At 74.0% G+C, this 16,665-nt stretch carries 14 protein-coding genes; 5 read left to right on the forward strand and 9 right to left on the reverse strand.

What is annotated here, in order from left to right; translation table 11 throughout:
- Positions 1 to 38 precede the first annotated feature (38 nt).
- A complete protein-coding gene (locus GA0070611_RS20670; protein ID WP_091666842.1) occupies positions 39 to 584 on the forward strand; it encodes a CGNR zinc finger domain-containing protein in 546 nt (181 codons plus the stop codon).
- 58 nt (positions 585 to 642) lie between these two features.
- Here the strand turns inward: GA0070611_RS20670 and GA0070611_RS20675 are convergent, their stop codons facing one another.
- From GA0070611_RS20675 to GA0070611_RS20695, 5 genes are all read right to left on the reverse strand, one after another.
- A complete protein-coding gene (locus GA0070611_RS20675; RefSeq protein ID WP_197675759.1) occupies positions 643 to 2,052 on the reverse strand; it encodes a class II fumarate hydratase in 1,410 nt (469 codons plus the stop codon).
- A 35-nt stretch (positions 2,053 to 2,087) separates the two neighbouring features.
- On the reverse strand, positions 2,088 to 5,069 hold the full coding sequence (locus GA0070611_RS20680) for an AfsR/SARP family transcriptional regulator (RefSeq protein WP_091666846.1): 2,982 nt from the start codon (positions 5,067 to 5,069) through the stop codon (positions 2,088 to 2,090).
- 258 nt (positions 5,070 to 5,327) lie between these two features.
- Complete coding sequence (locus GA0070611_RS20685) at positions 5,328 to 6,995, reverse strand: fumarate hydratase (RefSeq protein ID WP_091666847.1); 1,668 nt, start codon at positions 6,993 to 6,995, stop codon at positions 5,328 to 5,330.
- Positions 6,996 to 7,062: 67 nt separating this feature from the next.
- On the reverse strand, positions 7,063 to 8,454 hold the full coding sequence (locus GA0070611_RS20690) for a PQQ-binding-like beta-propeller repeat protein (protein ID WP_091673203.1): 1,392 nt from the start codon (positions 8,452 to 8,454) through the stop codon (positions 7,063 to 7,065).
- A 158-nt stretch (positions 8,455 to 8,612) separates the two neighbouring features.
- Positions 8,613 to 9,101, reverse strand: coding sequence for an Lrp/AsnC family transcriptional regulator (locus GA0070611_RS20695; protein ID WP_091666849.1), 489 nt, complete (start codon positions 9,099 to 9,101; stop codon positions 8,613 to 8,615).
- A 140-nt stretch (positions 9,102 to 9,241) separates the two neighbouring features.
- Here GA0070611_RS20695 and hppD point away from each other — a divergent pair, with 140 nt between their 5' ends.
- From hppD to hisC, 4 genes are all read left to right on the forward strand, one after another.
- Entirely contained in the window at positions 9,242 to 10,447 is a 1,206-nt protein-coding gene (gene hppD / locus GA0070611_RS20700; protein WP_091666851.1) for a 4-hydroxyphenylpyruvate dioxygenase, read from the forward strand.
- A gap of 11 nt (positions 10,448 to 10,458) precedes the next feature.
- Positions 10,459 to 11,175, forward strand: a complete 717-nt coding sequence (locus tag GA0070611_RS20705; RefSeq protein WP_091666853.1) for an RDD family protein — start codon at positions 10,459 to 10,461, stop codon at positions 11,173 to 11,175.
- Between the two features lie 190 nt (positions 11,176 to 11,365).
- Entirely contained in the window at positions 11,366 to 12,418 is a 1,053-nt protein-coding gene (locus GA0070611_RS20710; protein WP_091666855.1) for an RDD family protein, read from the forward strand.
- Entirely contained in the window at positions 12,415 to 13,518 is a 1,104-nt protein-coding gene (gene hisC / locus GA0070611_RS20715) for a histidinol-phosphate transaminase (protein WP_091666857.1), read from the forward strand. The genes GA0070611_RS20710 and hisC overlap by 4 nt, the downstream gene beginning before the upstream one ends.
- A 49-nt stretch (positions 13,519 to 13,567) precedes the next feature.
- On the opposite strand, the gene GA0070611_RS20720 is transcribed toward hisC, so the two are convergent.
- The 4 genes from GA0070611_RS20720 to GA0070611_RS20735 all read right to left on the reverse strand — a co-directional run bounded on the left by GA0070611_RS20720 (position 13,568) and on the right by GA0070611_RS20735 (position 16,554).
- Positions 13,568 to 14,386, reverse strand: coding sequence for an NAD-dependent epimerase/dehydratase family protein (locus GA0070611_RS20720; RefSeq protein WP_197675761.1), 819 nt, complete (start codon positions 14,384 to 14,386; stop codon positions 13,568 to 13,570).
- Positions 14,387 to 14,401: 15 nt separating this feature from the next.
- Complete coding sequence (locus GA0070611_RS20725; RefSeq protein WP_091666863.1) at positions 14,402 to 15,655, reverse strand: outer membrane protein assembly factor BamB family protein; 1,254 nt, start codon at positions 15,653 to 15,655, stop codon at positions 14,402 to 14,404.
- Between the two features lie 93 nt (positions 15,656 to 15,748).
- Positions 15,749 to 16,231 (reverse strand): SRPBCC family protein, encoded by a 483-nt coding sequence (locus GA0070611_RS20730; RefSeq protein ID WP_091666866.1) that lies wholly within the window; start codon positions 16,229 to 16,231, stop codon positions 15,749 to 15,751.
- A gap of 113 nt (positions 16,232 to 16,344) precedes the next feature.
- Positions 16,345 to 16,554: a DUF397 domain-containing protein gene (locus GA0070611_RS20735; RefSeq protein WP_091666869.1), complete on the reverse strand. Its 210-nt coding sequence runs from the start codon at positions 16,552 to 16,554 to the stop codon at positions 16,345 to 16,347.
- Positions 16,555 to 16,665: the final 111 nt, after the last annotated feature.

Genomic DNA, 16,665 nt, shown 5'->3' on the forward strand with positions numbered 1-16,665 from the left:
GCTCATGACGCTAGGCCGACACCCTGACAGGAGTCAAGTTGCTTTTCGCTCATGACACCGAGTGCGGTCTGCTCGCCGCCGCAGCGCTGGTCAACACCGCCACACCCGGCCGGGAAGGGCTGCCCGACGTGGCCGCGCTCGACGAGTTCTTCACCGCGCACGGCTGGACCGGACGGCACGAGCACACCGAGGCGGAACTGCGCGAGGTGCGCGCGCTGCGGCCCCGGCTCCGCCGGCTCTGGCACGCCGGCATCGACGAGCTGGTGGAGATCATCAACGCGCTGCTCCGCGAGTCGCACGCGCTGCCCCAGCTCATCCGGCACGACGCCGAGCCGTACCACCTGCACGCCGTGCCCCGGGGCGCGCCGCTGGCGACCCGGATGGCGGTGGAGGCCGCCATGGCGATGGCCGACCTGGTCCGGGCGGACGAGCTGAGCCGGCTGCGGACCTGCGACCACCCGGACTGCGACAACGTGCTGGTCGACCTCTCGCGGAACCGGTCGCGCCGGTTCTGCGACGCCGGCTGCGGCAACCGCGCCGCTGTCACCGCCTACCGCGCCCGCCGGGCCGCCGCCCACGGCTGACTCCGGACGCGGCCGGGCGGGCTGCCCCGGTCAAGCCCGCACGGAGCCCGCCGGCCGGTCAGGGGTGGGTCATCCGGAGCAGGTCCAGGGCCTCGTCCAGCTGGGTCTCGGTGAGCTTGCCCGAGTCGACGTGCCCCCGGGAGATCACCACCTCCCGGATGGAGACCTGCCGGGCCAGCGCCTCCTTGGCGATCGAGGCGGCCTCGTCGTACCCGAGGTGGCGGTTGAGTGGGGTGACGATCGACGGCGACCCCTCGGCGTACCCCAGGCAGACCTCGGCGTCCGCGACCAGGCCGGCCACCAGGCGGTCGGCGAAGAGCCGGCTCGACGCGGCCAGCAGCTTGATCGACTCCAGCAGGTTGCGGCCCATCACCGGCAGCATCACGTTCAGCTCGAAGTCGCCCTGCGAACCGGCGAACGCGACGGCCGCGTCGTTGCCGATCACCTGCGCGCAGACCTGCCGCACCGCCTCGGCGACCACCGGGTTCACCTTGCCGGGCATGATCGACGAGCCGGGCTGGAGGTCGGGGATGCGCAGCTCCCGCAGGCCGGCCCGGGGGCCCGAGCCCATCCACCGGATGTCGTTGGCCATCTTGTACAGCCCGACCGCGATGGTGCGGAGCTGGCCGGAGGTCTCCACCAGCGCGTCCCGCGCGCCCTGCGCCTCGAAGTGGTTGCGCGCCTCGGTCAGCGGCAGGCCGGTCGAGTCGCGCAGCCGCTCGATCACCTTCTCCGCGAAGCCCAGCGGGGTGTTGATGCCGGTGCCCACCGCGGTGCCGCCCAGCGGCAGCTCGGCCAGCCGGGGCAACGCCGCCGCCAGCCGCTCCACGCCGTAACGGACCTGGGCGGCGTACCCGCCGAACTCCTGACCCAGGGTGACCGGGGTGGCGTCCATCAGGTGGGTACGCCCCGCCTTCACCACCGTCTCGAACTCCTCGGCCTTCTCCTCCAACGCCACCGCCAGGTGCTTCAGCGAGGGGATCAGGTCCTCCGCCACGAACTGGGTGGCGGCCAGGTGGATCGAGGACGGGAAGACGTCGTTGCTGGACTGCGAGGCGTTGACGTCGTCGTTCGGGTGCACGTCCCGGCCCAGCTCCCGGGTGGCCAGGGTGGCGATCACCTCGTTGGTGTTCATGTTGGACGACGTGCCGGAGCCGGTCTGGAAGACGTCCACCGGGAACTGGTCGTCGTAGCCGCCGTCGGCCACGTGCGCGGCGGCGGTGGCGATGGCCGCGGCCACGTCCGCCCCGATCACCCCCAGCTCGCCGTTGACCTGCGCGGCCGCCCCCTTGATCTGCGCCAGGGCCTTGATCTGGGCCGGCTCGATGCCCCGACCCGAGATGGGGAAGTTCTGCACCGCCCGCTGCGTCTGCGCCCGCCACAGCGCCTCGGCGGGCACCTCCACCTCGCCCATCGAGTCGCGTTCGATCCGGTAACCGGTCGCCTCTGGAGTCGTCACGCGTACCATCCTGCCGCGCCCGAGGCCGGCGCGGAGATGATCGCTCAGCCCAGGGCGGCGAGCAGTTCCTCGACCGCCCGCTGGTCCGGTGACTGGACCTGACGGAACAGGGCCAGCGCCCGGCCCGCGTAGGTGCGGGCCTGACCGCGGTCGCTGTCCCGCAGGCAACGGGCCATGCCCTCCAGCGCCCGGGCCTGCTCGAAGCGGGCACCGAGCCGGGTGGCGTCCGCGAGCACCCGCTGGTGCAGGTCGAGCGCGCTGGCCACGTCCCCCTGGGCCAGCATCGCCCGGGCCAGCAGATTGCGGGACCCGCAGGCGGCGATCCGGTCCCCCGACTGGTTCACCGCCGCCAGCGCCTCCCGGTGCAGCGCCGCGGCCGCCTCCGGCCGGCCCGACAGGCGCTCGATGACGCCCAGCTCGTTGAGCACCTCACCCTCGCCGAACCGGTTGCCCTGCCGCCGCTTGAAGTGCAGGGCCAGCCGGAGGAAGCGCTGCGCGCCGGGCAGGTCGCCGAGCCGGGCCCGGACCGCGCCCAGGTGGCCCACCGCGTGCCACAGGCTCGGCCAGTCACCCACCTCACGGGCCAGCGCCAGCTGACGACGGGAGACCGCCCTGGCCTCCTCGTACCGGCCGGCGCCGAGCAGCAGCAGGGCCTCGTTGTTGAGCAGCGCGCTGATCGCCGCCGGCCGGTCGTCCCGACGGGCCATCTCCAGCGCCGCCCGCACGTGTGCCATCGCCGGCGTGAACTGCCAGTTCGCCCCGTACGCGATGGCCAGGTTCCGTCGTACGGTCGACTCGCCGGCCCGGTCGCCGAGGCGCTGTCGCAGCCGGAGCGCCACCTCCATCAGCTCGATCGCCTGCGCGTACCGGCCCAGCCGGAAGTACGCCGAGGAGAGGTAGTTGCGCACGGTGGCGATCGCGTCCGGGTCGGCGAGCCGTTCCGCCGCGCCCAACGCCACGGTGTGGGTGTCGATCAGTTCGTCCAGGTGCCCCTGGGTGAAGAGGTGGTACCAGCTCACCCGCGCCAGCTGCCAGCAGTGCCGCAGCAGGTTCTCGTCGGCGGCCAGCCGGACCAGGGCCGGCAACGCGGACCGGTTGTCGTCGAACCAGCGCACACCCTCGGTGACGGTGGCCGCGACCAGGTCCGGTCGGGGCGGCTCCGGCAGCACCAGCGCCGCCCGGCTGGCCGCCGGCTCCATCCCGGCCGAGATGGCGTGGGCCACGTGCAGGTGCTGGTCGAGCAGGCGTTCTACGGCGGCGGACCGCTCGGCCTCCGGCTCGGTGGCCCGCAGCAGCTGCCGGGCGAACTCCCGCATCAGGTCGTGGAAGCGGAACCGGCCGGGGTCCGGCTCGTCCACCAGGTGCGCGTCGACGAGGACGTCCACGAGATCCTGCGCCTCCGGCAGCGGCAGCGCCGCGAGGGCCGCCGCGACCCGGTTGTCGAAGGAGCCGCCCGGGTGCAGCCCGAGCAGCCGGAACATCCGCTGCGCCGCCGGTTCGAGCTGGGCGTACGAGAGGGTGAAGGCCTGCCCGACGGAGCGCTCCCCCACCGACAGCTCGGTCAACGTGTCCCGGGCGGCGGCGAGCCGGTCGGCGAGGTCCTGGACCCGCCACCGGGGCCGGTGGGCGAGCCGCGCCCCGGCCAGCCGGATCGCCAGGGGCAGGTACCCGCAGCGACGGGCCACCTCGGCCGCGGCATCCGGCTCGCCGGCCACCCGGTCGGCGCCCACCACCCGGGCCAGCAGCTCGACCGCCTCTTCCGGGGCGAGCACCGACAACGAGGAGGGCCGGCCGCCGTCGAGGCCGGTGAGCCGGCCCCGGCTGGTGATCAGCGTGAGGCAGTGCCGGCCGTTGGGCAGCAGGGGCGCGACCTGCGCGGCGCTGGAAGCGTTGTCGAGGACCACCACCGCCTGCCGCCCGGACAGCTCGCTGCGCCACAGGGCCGCCCGCCCGTCGACGTCGGCGGGGATCCGGTCACCGGGCACGCCGAGCTGGTGGAGCAGCCCGGCCAGGGCGGCCGCCGGGCTGACCGGCTGCCGGTCGCTGTGCCCGTGCAGGTCCACGAAGAGGTGCGCGTCCGGGTAACGGTCCCCGAGGGCGGTGGCCAGGTGCACCGCCAGGGTGGTCTTGCCGCTGCCCGCCATGCCGTCGATGAGCTGGATCCGGGCCCCGTCCTCCTCGACCTCCTTCACCAGCCGGGCCACGGTCTGCTGGCGTCCGGTGAAGTCCGCGATGGCGCGGGGCAGCGCGCGGACGGGTGCCATCGGCCGGCTCTCCGCGCCGCCCACGGCCAGGTCCCCGGCGAGCACCCGCTGGTGCAGCTCCTGGAGGGCCGCGCCGGGCTCGATGCCGAGCTCCTCGGCGTAGAGGCGGCGACCCTCCCGGTAGACGGCGAGCGCGTCCGCCTGCCGGCCGACGCCGGAGAGGGCGAGCATGAGCTGGCCACGCAGCCGCTCCCGCAGCGGGTTCCGTTCCACGCTCTCGGTCAGCTCGCCGATCAGGTCGGCCGCCCGGTGCAGTCGCAGTTCGACGTCGACGCACTCCTCCAGGGCGGTGAGCCGCTGCTCGTCGAGGGCCTGCGCCCGGCGCCGTACGCTGCGGCTGGTCATCCCGCTCAACGCCGGGCCCCGCCAGAGCGCCAGCGCGCTGCGGTAGCGCCGGCGCGCCTCGGGGTGGCGGCCGGCGGCGACCTCGGCGCGGGCGGCCTCGACCTCCCGGGCGAAGACCTCGGCGTCCAGGTCGTCCGGCTCGACGCGGATGCCATAGCCGACCGGATCCCGGACGATGATCCCGGGCGGCAGCCCGAGCACGGCGAGCCGCTGTCGCAGTCGCGACACACAGATCTGGAGCTGGGTGCGGGCGGTGGCCGGTGGACGCTCCTCCCAGACGGCGTCGATCAGCTCCTCGACCGGGACGACCCGGCCGGCCCGCAGCAGCAGCACGGCGAGGACGGTCCTGTCCCGACCTGCGGTGACGGTGGCCTCGCCACCGCCGACCCGCAGGGGTCCCAGGATCCCGAATCGCATTCTGCGCCCCCGCACGCCGCCTGTGGAACTTCCAGCAGCGTATCGCTCCGGTCACGGATCGCCCCGACGAGGCGATAGCGATGTGATAGCGGATCGACAGCGGCAACCCCGATAGTCGTCCCTGGTTGTCGGTGACGACATCCGACGGGGGCGGTGCGCCCGCCGGGGGGAGGTTCCCCGGTCGGGCGCACCGATGTCGAGCACGACACGAAGGGCGCCGGGCCGCGGCCCGACGCCCTTTCGCTGGTACGGGAACCGTCAGCGGCGGCCGACGGTGAGCACCGGCTTGGTGACCTCGGCGAAGAAGTCGTTGCCCTTGTCGTCGACCACGATGAAGGCCGGGAAGTCCTCCACCTCGATCTTCCAGACCGCCTCCATGCCCAGCTCGGGGTATTCGAGGACCTCGACGTGCTTGATGCAGTCCTGGGCGAGCCGGGCGGCGGGGCCGCCGATCGAGCCGAGGTAGAAGCCCCCGTGCTGCTGGCAGGAGCGGGTGACCTGGCCGGAGCGGTTCCCCTTGGCCAGCATCACCAGCGAGCCGCCGGCCGCCTGGAACTTCTCCACGTACGCGTCCATCCGGCCGGCGGTGGTCGGGCCGAACGAGCCGGAGGCGTAGCCCTCGGGGGTCTTGGCCGGCCCGGCGTAGTAGACGGCGTGGTCGCGCAGGTACTGCGGCATCGGCTCGCCCGCGTCCAGCCGCTCGGCGATCTTGGCGTGCGCGATGTCCCGGGCGACCACCAGCGGGCCGGTCAGCGACAGCCGGGTCTTCACCGGGTACTTCGCCAGCTCGGCGCGGATCTCGGCCATCGGCCGGTTCAGGTCGACCCGGACGACCTCCTCGGTCTCCAGCGTCTCGTCGGTGACGTCGGGCAGGTAGCGCGCCGGGTCGGTCTCCAGGCGCTCCAGCCACACGCCCGACGGGGTGATCTTGGCGACCGCCTGTCGGTCGGCGGAGCAGGAGACCGCGATGGCGACCGGGCAGGACGCGCCGTGCCGGGGCAGCCGGACCACCCGCACGTCGTGGCAGAAGTAGCGGCCGCCGAACTGCGCGCCGATGCCGAAGTTGCGGGTCAGCTCCAGCACCTGGGCCTCCAGCTCCAGGTCACGGAAGCCGTGCGCGCTCATCGAGCCCTCGGTGGGCAGCGCGTCGAGGTACTTCGCGGAGGCGTACTTCGCGGTCTTGAGCGCGTACTCGGCGGAGGTGCCGCCGATGACGATGGCGAGGTGGTACGGCGGGCAGGCCGAGGTGCCGATCAGCCGCAGCTTCTCCTCCAGGAACTGCATCATCCGCGTCGGATTCAACAGCGCCTTGGTCTCCTGGTAGAGGTAGGACTTGTTGGCCGAGCCACCCCCCTTGGCCATGAACAGGAACTTGTACGCGTCGGGGTGCCCGTCCGGGTCCTCGGCGTAGAGCTCCACCTGGGCGGGGAGGTTGCTGCCGGTGTTGCGCTCGTCCCACATGGTCAGCGGGGCGAGCTGCGAGTAGCGCAGGTTGAGCCGGGTGTACGCCTGGTACACGCCCCGCGAGATCGCCTCCGCGTCGGTGCCGTCGGTGAGCACGTGCCGGCCGCGCTTGCCCATCACGATCGCGGTGCCGGTGTCCTGGCACATCGGCAGCACCCCACCGGCCGCGATGTTCGCGTTGCGCAGCAGGTCCAGGGCGACGAAGCGGTCGTTCGGCGAGGCCGCCGGATCGTCGATGATCGACCGGAGCTGGGCCAGGTGCGCCGGACGCAGGAAGTGGGCGATGTCGTGCATCGCCTCGGCGGTCAGCGCGGTCAGCGCGGCGGGGTCCACGGTGAGGAAGCGACGGCCACCCGGGCCGTCGACGACATCGACGCCCTCGTCGGTGACCAGGCGGTACTCGGTCTGGTCGGGACCGGTCGGCAGCAAGGGGGCGTACGAGAACGCGGCGGCACTGCTCATGACCGAAAAGCCTAGGGCAGAGGTGTCGATCGGTGACACCCGCCGGGGCCGTCCTGGGACGCCGCTCTCACCCGCCGCCCTTCTCCGAGTAGCAGAGCTCCTTCTTCGGCCCGCAGCTGCCCTGGTCGGACGGGGGACGGTAGCTGCCGTCCGGGTTCGGGCCGGGGATCCCGCCCTCGTCGGGCGGGGGCGGCACGGAGGTCCCGGCGCCCCACCGGACGTACCCGATCTCCCGCCCCTCCCCGATGATCATCCCGTGCGGGCCGACCGCGAGGGCGTTCGCCGAGGTGCGCAGCACCGCCAGCTCCCGCCCGCCGCGCGGGTCGACCGCGATCAGCCGGGACGGCTTCTCCTCGGCGATCACCGCCGCGTACGGGGTGAGCGCGGCGCCGCTCCTGCCGCCCGCGGGACGGGTCCAGCGGGTCCGGTCCACGGCGAGTTCCCGGCCGACGATGTTCCGCTTGTCGGCGCTGCGCACCAGGGCGTACCGGTCGTCGACGGCGAGCAGCTTCTCGCCGTCCGCGCCGACCTGGAGCAGCCGGCCGTCGTACCCGTCGACCACCGCCTCGCGGCCGTCCGCGGCGACCCCGATGAGCACGTTGCGGGCACCCTGCGGGTCCTCCCGCTGCACGCAGCCGGCGGCGTCGGCGGTCCGCAGGTTGAGCCCGGTGCGCTGCCACACCTGCTGGCCGGTGGCCGGGTCGATCGCGGTGACCTGGAAGTAGCAGCTGCCGTCGCGGGAGGTCGCCCGGATCCGCAGCAGCCGGCCGCCGATCACCGCCAGCCGTTCCTCCCGGCCGGGCTGGATGTTCTGCAGCACCCGCCCGGTGGCGGTGTCCACCACGTGCACCCGGCCGTCCACCGGGAAGCCGAGCAACGGCGGGACGGCCTCCGGCCCGGCGAGCCCGGCGTCGATGCGCGGGGCACCCAGCCGACGGGTGCCGAGCAGCTCGGGATTGTCGGCGAGCACCCCGCTGTGCACACCGGGCAGGAAGGCGGTCCAGAGCGGCCGGGTGCCGCGCGGTTCCCAGGCGCTCAGCGTGCAGTCGGTGGCCTGCACGCAGTACGCGTCGAGCAGCAGGTTCCGGTAGGTCCAGACGGCCACCGCCCGGTTGTCGCGGCGCCGCACCGCGCCGGTGGTCGGGTCGAGCACCTCGTACCCCTTGACCAGGAGCTTGCCCACGGCGACGACCGGGTCCCGGTCCCCACCGGCGACCGCCGCCCAGTCCGCCTTGCGCTCCCAGAGCTGGGTGCCGGTGGCCAGGGCGCGCGCCTCGACCCGGGTACGTTGCTCGACGATCACCGTGTCGCCGGCGATGGTGACGCTCTTCGGCGTGCCGCCGACCCGCTGCTGCCAGACCACGTCCGGCTCGGAGATCGGCTCGCTCCGGTCCACCCAGTCCCACATGGTCGGGAACGGGTTCCACACCCCGGTGGCGGCCAACACGACCACGGTGATGAGCCCGAGCAGCAACCAGCCGCGCACGCCAAGGCCCTTCACACCGCACACGGTAGCGACGATCGCCGCTGCGTCGACCCCGCACGCCGTCGTGTCGCGACGCTTTCTTGCGGCCCCGACGTGTTAGGAGGGCCCCTTCCGGTACGGAGCGCCCGTCCTCACCCCTGGGCGGCGGAGCGGATCAGCGGCAGGGTGCGGTAGGGGATCTGCTCGGCCAGGGCGATGATCGTCGAGGCGCGGCGGATCCCCTCGGAGCTGACGATCTGGTCGATGACCCGCTGGAGGTCGGCGTTCGACCGCGCCACGATGCGGCAGAGCAGGTCGCTGGAGCCGGTGATGGTGTGCGCCTCCAGCACCTCGGGGATGGCGGCCAGGTGCGCGGTCACCGGGTCGTGGCCGTGCCGCTGGCTGATCTCCAGGGTGACGAAGCTGGTCACCCCGAAGCCGATCGCGGCCGGCGAGACGTCCGGGCCGAAGCCGGCGATGACCCCGCGGTCGATGAGCTTGTCGAGCCGGGCCTGGACGGTGCCCCGGGCCACCCCGAGCCGCCGGGAACACTCCAGCACCCCGATCCGCGGCTCCTCGCCGAGCAACGTGAGCAGTCGTGCATCCAGCTCGTCGAGCTGTACATCCTGACCAGCACTCATGGGGTATCACCCTACCGAATGCGCAACCTGACCAGCATTTCTGGCAACTGTTGCCCAACGGGCGGCGATGCCGCGATCCTCGCCACATCAGCACACCGACGGCGGCCCACGAGGCCGGCCGGTACGCAAGGGAGGCCACCATGACCCAGGCGATCGACCGACCCCAGTCGACCGAGGAGGTCGACGTCGATGCCCTGGTCGGCGCCGTCGACCACGACATCACCCGCGACCCGTTCCCGGTCCGGGGCCTCGACCACCTGCACTTCCTGGTGGGCAACGCCAAGCAGGCGGCGCACTACTACTCCACCGCGTACGGCATGACCTGCGTGGCGTACCGGGGTCCGGAGCAGGGCTACCGGGACCACGCGCAGTACGTGCTGACCAGCGGCTCCGCCCGGTTCCTGATCACCGGCACGGTCCGCCCCGACGCCGAGGGCGCCGAGCACGTGGCGAAGCACAGCGACGGCATCTCCGACATCGCGCTGGAGGTGCCGGACGTGGACGCCGCGTACGCGCACGCCACCGCGCAGGGCGCGACCGGCCTGGTCGAGCCGCACGACGTCAGCGACGAGCACGGCACCGTCCGGATCGCGTCCATCGCCGCGTACGGCGACACCCGGCACAGCCTGGTCGACCGGTCCCGCTACACCGGCCCGTTCCTGCCCGGCTTCGTGGCCCGCGGCCCGATCGTGGACCGGCAGCCGATGATCGACGCCGGCCTCCAGCCGAAGCGCTTCTTCCAGGCCGTCGACCACGTGGTCGGCAACGTGGAGCTGGGCCGGATGGACGAGTGGGTCGAGTTCTACAAGCGGGTCATGGGCTTCTCCAACATGGCCGAGTTCGTCGGCGACGACATCGCCACCGACTACTCGGCGCTGATGAGCAAGGTGGTCGCGAACGGCACCCGCAAGGTGAAGTTCCCGCTCAACGAGCCGGCCATCGCCCGCAAGAAGTCGCAGATCGACGAGTACCTGGAGTTCTACCGGGGCGCCGGCGCGCAGCACATCGCGGTGGCCACCAACGACATCCTGACCAGCGTCGACGCCATGCGCGCCGCCGGCGTCGAGTTCCTGGACACGCCGGACTCGTACTACGACGACCCCGAGCTGCGCGCCCGGATCGGCGAGGTGCGGGTGCCGATCGAGGAGCTGAAGGCCCGCAAGATCCTGGTCGACCGGGACGAGGACGGCTACCTGCTCCAGATCTTCACCAAGCCGGTGCAGGACCGCCCGACCGTCTTCTTCGAGCTGATCGAGCGGCACGGCTCGCTCGGCTTCGGCAAGGGCAACTTCAAGGCCCTCTTCGAGGCGATCGAGCGGGAGCAGGAGAAGCGCGGGAACCTGTAACACTGTCGAGCGTGACCCAGCCTCCCCCGAACGCGTACCCGCCGCCCACCGGTCCCCAGCCGGAGGGCGGCGGCTTCGCACCGCCCACCGGCCCCGCGCCGCTGCGCCCGCCGCTCCCGTCCCAGCACACCCCGCAGCCGTACGCCGGGCCGCCCGGCTACCCGGCGCCCGCCCCGCATCCGGGGTACGTCCCGCCGGCGCTGGCGCCGAACGGGCAGCCCCTCGCCGGCTTCGGTGAGCGGCTGGTGGCCTGGCTGATCGACAGCCTGATCGCGACCGCGGTGGCGCTGGTGCTCTTCGCACCCGTCATGATCTGGCTCTTCATCCGGATGTTCGACCAGATGTCGACGCTCGAGGCGGACGGGACGGTGGCCGAACCCGACCCGTCGACCTTCATGACCGACCTCTTCCTGCCGCTCCTCCTCGCCGAATTCGGCCTCCTCCTGGTCCTGCTCGGCTTCTACTGGCTCTACCACGTCGAGTACGCCCGCCGGACCGGGCAGACCCTGGGCAAGAAGGCGATGAAGCTGCGGATCGTCCCGCTCGACCCGGGCGCGACCCTGACCCGGGGCGCGCTGGGCAAGCGCTACCTGGTCGAGTGGGTCGCCGGCTCGTTCGTGCCATTCCTCAGCTACGTCGACGGGTTCTGGCAGCTCTGGGACAAGCCCTGGCAGCAGTGCCTGCACGACAAGGCCGCCGGCACGGTCGTCGTTAAGGTTGACCAGTGAGCGCGAGGAGTGAGCCGGGCCTGCGAGCCCCGCAGCCGGGAACAGGGACGACGCCGTGAGCGCGAGGAGTGAGCCGGGCCTGCGAGCCCCGCAGCCGGGAACAGGGACGACGCCGTGAGCGCGAGGAGTGAGCCGGGCCTGCGAGCCCCGCAGTCGGGAACAGGGACGACGCCGTGAGCGTGATGGCACCGTGAGCGTGCAGCCCGGCTGGTACCTCGACCCCGCCGACCCGGACACCAGACGGTACTGGGACGGCGAGGGCTGGCTCGGCGCGCCGATCCCGGCCGACGCCACCCCACCCGAGGGCCCGCCCCCGCCCGAGCCCGTCGCCGCGCCGGCCCCCGCGAGCGGGCCGGCCACCGGCGGCCACCCCGGCCCCGGCGCCGGTCCCGGCCTCGGTGCCCCCGTCCCCGGTCACCGGCCGGGTCCCGACACGGGAGCGGGTCCGGTCACCCACCCGGGTCAGCCGGGTCCCGCAGCTCACCCGGGCCAGCCGTACCCCGGCCAGCCGTACCCGGGACGGCCCTACCCGGGGCAGCCCTACCCCGCGCCGCCGAACGGCGTGCCGGGGCCTGGGCCGGGTGCCGGGCCGCCGCCGGGCTGGTCGTACCCGCCGAACTGGCCGGGCCGGCCGCCGCTGCCCCGCCCGCACGGGCTGCCGCTCGCCTCGTACGGCGCCCGGCTGGTCGCCCGCCTGATCGACTTCGGCGCGGTGTTCCTGCTCAACGTCGTGGTGAACGGCTGGTTCGTCTGGCGGTACGTGGAGGAGGTGTCGCCGTACCTGCGGGAGTCGTTCCGCCGGGCACTGGAGGGCAACAGCTCCACCGAGGGCCTCCCCCAGCCCGGTGAGCAGGCCGGCGGGCTCCAGATCGCCATCCTGCTGATCGCCACCGCGCTCTGGTTCGCGTACGAGGTGCCGTCGATGGCCGCCCGCGGGCAGACCTTCGGCAAGCGGCTGCTCGGCATCCGGGCGCTGCCGGTCGAGGCCGACCAGCCGCTCGGCTTCGGCCGGGCCACCCGCCGGTGGAGCACCCTCGGCCTGCCCACCCTGCTCTGGTACTGCTGCGGCCTGGGTCTGCTGCTCCAGTTGGTGGACGCGGTCTCGCCGCTGTTCGACCAGCCGCTGCGCCAGGCGCTGCACGACAAGCGGGCCCAGACCGTCGTGGTCCAACTGCCCCGCGCCCGCCCCGAACCCCGCGACACCCCGCACGACCGCGCCGACCCCCCGGGAGACACCCCATGACCGAGACCGGACGTCACCAGCCGCCGCTGCGGCTCACCCGCGCCGACCTGGACGCGCTGCCCAACTACGTGCCCGGCCGCAGCCCCGCCGACCTGGCCCGTGAGCTGGGCCTGCCCGAGGCGATCAAGCTGGCCAGCAACGAGGTGCCCTACGGCCCGCTGCCCGGCGTGGTGGAGGCGGTCGCCGAGGCGGTCGCCGGCTCGCACCGCTACCCGGACATGGGCGTGGTCGCGCTCCGCGAGGCCCTCGCCGAGCGGTACGGCGTGGACGCCGACCGGATCGCCACCGGCTGCGGGTCGGTGGCGCTGGCCGAGCACCTGGTCCGGGCCACCTGCCTCCCCGGTGACGAGCTGCTCTACTCGTGGCGCTCCTTCGAGGCGTACCCGATCATCGCGGCGACCAGCGGCGCGACCAGCGTGCGGGTGCCGAACGACGCCGGGCACGGCCACGACCTGGCCGCGATGGCGGCGGCGGTGACCGACCGGACCCGGATGATCCTGGTCTGCAACCCGAACAACCCGACCGGTACGGCGGTCCGCAAGGCCGAGCTGGACCGCTTCCTCGACGCGGTGCCGGACGACGTGCTGGTGGTGATCGACGAGGCGTACCGGGAGTTCGTCACCGACTCCGAGGTGCCGGACGGCCTGACCTACCTGGACCGGCCGAACGTGGTCGTGCTGCGCACCCTCTCCAAGGCGTGGGGGCTGGCCGGCCTGCGGATCGGCTTCCTGGTCGCCGCCCCGGCGGTGGCCGCGGCCGTCCGCAAGGTGGTCACGCCCTTCTCCACCAGCATGGCCGCCCAGGCCGGCGCGCTGGCCGCGCTGGCCCAGGCCGACGAGGTGGAGCGGCGGTGCGCGCTGGTCGTCGCCGAGCGGGACCGGGTCACCGAGGCGCTGCGCAAGTTCGTCCCGGACGTGCCGTCCAGCCAGGCCAACTTCGTCTGGCTGCCGCTGGGTGACCGGGCCGTCGAGTTCGGCAAGGCGTGCGAGGCGCGCGGCGTGATCGTGCGGCCGTTCCCGGGCGACGGCGTCCGGGTCACCATCGGCACCCCGGAGGAGAACGACGCCTTCCTGGCCGCCGCCGAGGCCGCGCTCGCCTGATCGACCGTGGGTCGGGTCCGGACACCTGCCGGGCCCGGCCCCTCGGCGCTCAGTGCCGCTGCCGGGACAGGGTGTACTCCGGCGTGGCGAAGTCGCCGCCCTGCGGGCCGCGCATCGTCTCCCCGGCGTCCGGTACGGTGGCCGCGAACTGCTCGGCGTCGTCCTGTGGCACGAACCCCAACGCCGTCCCCGGCTCCAGGGACCACCAGCCGCGGGTGTTGGCGGAGACCGCGTAGAAGCACGCGTAGCCGACCGCCGGCGCCGACATGGCAGCCCGGAACGCCCGCAGGCAGTCGGCCGGGCTGAGCCAGGTGCTGAGCTGACGCAGGTCGGCCGGGCGTTCCTCGTAGCTGCCGATCCGCACCGCCACCGCGGACAGGCCGAACTTGTCGGCGTACAGCTGGCACAGGGCCTCGCCGGCCACCTTCATCGCCCCGTAGACCCCGTCCGGACGCGGCGGCATCGACGGGTGCACCGGCACGTCGCACGGGTAGCAGCCCGTCGCCCGGTTGCTGCTGGCGTACACGACGCGGCGGACGCCGGCCCGCCGGGCTCCCTCCAGCACGTGGTAGGTGCCGACCACGTTGACCTCTGCCAGGTCGTGCAGGTCGGCCTCGTCGGCGATGCCGCCCAGGTGCACCACCCCGTACGCCCCGGCGAGCAACGCCGCCACAGCCTCCTGGTCGCGCAGGTCGGCGACCACCGACTCGACCCCGTCGGGCACGGCGGGTGGGTGGATGTCGGTGGCGACGAGCCGACCGACCGCACCGGCCAGGTCGTCGACCAGGCGTGCGCCGATGGTGCCCGCCGCGCCGGTCACCACCCAGGTCTGGTCCCGCAGCTCCATCGGTTCCCCCGTGTGTTCCACCACGCACTCCTCAGCTCAGGTCGCGGCGAACAGCACCGGCTCGGCCATCAGGAACCATGCCTGGTCGTCGTCGGTCGGCACAGCCCGCTCGCGGGCCCGCTCCACCGCCAGGTAGCCGCCCGCCGCGTACGCCCGGCCGGGCTGCCAGCCGATGCCGTCCCGGCCGACGTCGAGGGTGAACCGGGACCGTTGCGCCCCGGTGGCCGGGTCCAGGGTGATCAGGTCCCGCCGGTCGGTGAGCAGGTGCACCCGTCCCGGCTCCGCCGCGATGATCCGTACCGGCCCGAGGTCGGCGCGCCGCCACAGCTCCTCGCCGGTACGCGCCGACCGGGCGGTGACCACCCCCGCCGAGGTGCCCACGGCCCGTTCCCCGTCCAGCTCGGTGTCCGCCCCGTCGAGCGCGGGCGCGGCCACCGGCTCCCCCGGACCGACCAGCCAGCCCCGGCCGCCGCTGCCGTCCGGGGCCGAGACCCGCAGCCCCCGGCAGCCGGAGCGGCCGGCACGGCAGCCCAGTGGGGTCACCACCAGCCGGTCCGAGCCGCCCGGCGGCTGCCAGCGGGTGCGTACCGCCCCGGTGCGGGCGTCCCGGAAGTCGACCGTCTCCTGTCGCACACAGGCGTCCAAGCCGATCACCTCACCGGTGGCGGTGGTGCCGGCCGCCCCGATGCAGCCGCGTTCCTGGTCGACCCGCCAGAGCTGCCGGCCGTCGGTGAGGTCGTAGCCGCGTAGCTGGCCGGCGCCGGCGGCGACCAGCACGGGTCCGCCGTCCGACGGGCGGGCGACGTGCAGCCCGTCCGGGTTCCAGACCGTCGAGGCGTAGGTGCGGCGGGGCTCCGGCACGACGCCCGGCTCCGGCCCGTCGGCCCGCCAGGCCACCCGGCCGGTCCGCGCGTCCAGCGCCACCAGCTTCCCGTCGGACCAGCGGCTGACCACGGTGGTCCCCTCGGCGAGCACCCCGTCGAGCTTCGCCGGCCAGCGCCGGTACGACCAGAACGGGGTGACCCGGTGCTTCCCGTCGACCGGCTGGTCGGCGTACACCTGGCGGGCGGCGGCGTAGACGCGGAGCCGGCCGTCCACGACCAGCGGCGCCACCGGCAGCCGGCCGATCACGCCGACCTCGGCGGTCGGCGCCGCCGGGTACCCGGCCCGAGCGGGCGTGCTGACCTCGGCGGGCGCGAGCACCCGGTGGACCACGGCGGCCGCCGCCCCGACGGCGAGCACCGCCGCGAGCGCCACCACGATCCGCCGCCGCCCCACGGGCAAACTCATGCCGCACCTCCGCCCGGCACCCTACCCACCGGTGGGGCCGGATCGGCGCACGGCACCGGACGCGCCGGCCGGGAACCGCCTGGGCGAGATGGCTCAGGCCGCCTCGGCGGAGCGGGCGGGCGCGACCGCCACGGCCAGGTCCGCCAGGTCGCGCCGGAGCGCCCCCTCGACCGCCCGGGCCGCGAGCCCGCCCAGGATCAGGGCCAGCATCCGACCGTACGGCGCGGTCGGCTCGGCCTGCTGCTCGACGACGACCTCGGTGCAGCCGCGCCGGCGGCGCTCGACGGTGCGCAGCCGCCAGGTGATCCGGTAGTCGACGCCCGCGCCCCGGGAGCTGAGCACCAGTCGGGTCGGGGCGGCCGCCTCCACCACCACGAACTCCTCCGGCTCGGTGCCGCCGTCCGGCCGGGCCCGCCGCTCGCACCAGGCGGTGCCGGGGCCGAACGGACCGGCGGTGAGCACGTCCACCGCGTCGACGGCGGTGAGCCAGTCGGCGCGCGCGGGAAGATCGGTGAGCAGGCGCCACAGGTCGACGTCACGCGCCTCGATGAATGCGGAAACTGTCACCGTCGACATGGCACCTCCCGTGAGGTCCACGGTACGGGGCGTGAACGGCGTACGGGGGTCCTTGCGGTGACATTTCCGCCACCGGTGCCCCGGGCGGGGCACCGGGTGCCGGACCGCGCTGGTCAGCGGTGGAAGGCGTCCGCCCGGATCGCGGTGAGGAACGCCGTCCAGCCCGGCGGGCTCACCGCGAGCGCCGGCCCGCACGGGTCCTTCGAGTCGCGTAGCCCGACCACGCCGTGCGCGGTGACCACGTTGGTGGCCACCTCCACGCAGAGCCCCTGGTCGTTGGAACGGCTGCTGGTGCGCCAGACGGCACCGGTCAGATCGGTCATCTGAGGTCCTTCCGCTCGGGCACGCCCCGACCGGCACGGGGACCGGGACGTGCGGAATCCGCGACGATCAACGGGGCAGGCCGCGGTCCCGGTCGCACCCGCTGTGCGACC

Origin of the sequence: Micromonospora auratinigra, from assembly GCF_900089595.1 — a bacterium.
GTDB classification, from domain to species: Bacteria; Actinomycetota; Actinomycetes; order Mycobacteriales; family Micromonosporaceae; genus Micromonospora; species Micromonospora auratinigra.

Excerpts from the sequence above, each read along its gene's own strand:
- GA0070611_RS20695 (WP_091666849.1), bottom strand. The coding sequence starts at position 9,101 with ATGAGTGCTGGTCAGGATGTACAGCTCGACGAGCTGGATGCACGACTG.
- hppD (WP_091666851.1), top strand. The coding sequence starts at position 9,242 with ATGACCCAGGCGATCGACCGACCCCAGTCGACCGAGGAGGTCGACGTC.
- GA0070611_RS20675 (WP_197675759.1), bottom strand. The coding sequence starts at position 2,052 with ATGGTACGCGTGACGACTCCAGAGGCGACCGGTTACCGGATCGAACGC.
- hisC (WP_091666857.1), top strand. The coding sequence starts at position 12,415 with ATGACCGAGACCGGACGTCACCAGCCGCCGCTGCGGCTCACCCGCGCC.
- GA0070611_RS20730 (WP_091666866.1), bottom strand. The coding sequence starts at position 16,231 with ATGTCGACGGTGACAGTTTCCGCATTCATCGAGGCGCGTGACGTCGAC.
- GA0070611_RS20735 (WP_091666869.1), bottom strand. The coding sequence starts at position 16,554 with ATGACCGATCTGACCGGTGCCGTCTGGCGCACCAGCAGCCGTTCCAAC.
- GA0070611_RS20685 (WP_091666847.1), bottom strand. The coding sequence starts at position 6,995 with ATGAGCAGTGCCGCCGCGTTCTCGTACGCCCCCTTGCTGCCGACCGGT.
- GA0070611_RS20725 (WP_091666863.1), bottom strand. The coding sequence starts at position 15,655 with ATGAGTTTGCCCGTGGGGCGGCGGCGGATCGTGGTGGCGCTCGCGGCG.
- GA0070611_RS20680 (WP_091666846.1), bottom strand. The coding sequence starts at position 5,069 with ATGCGATTCGGGATCCTGGGACCCCTGCGGGTCGGCGGTGGCGAGGCC.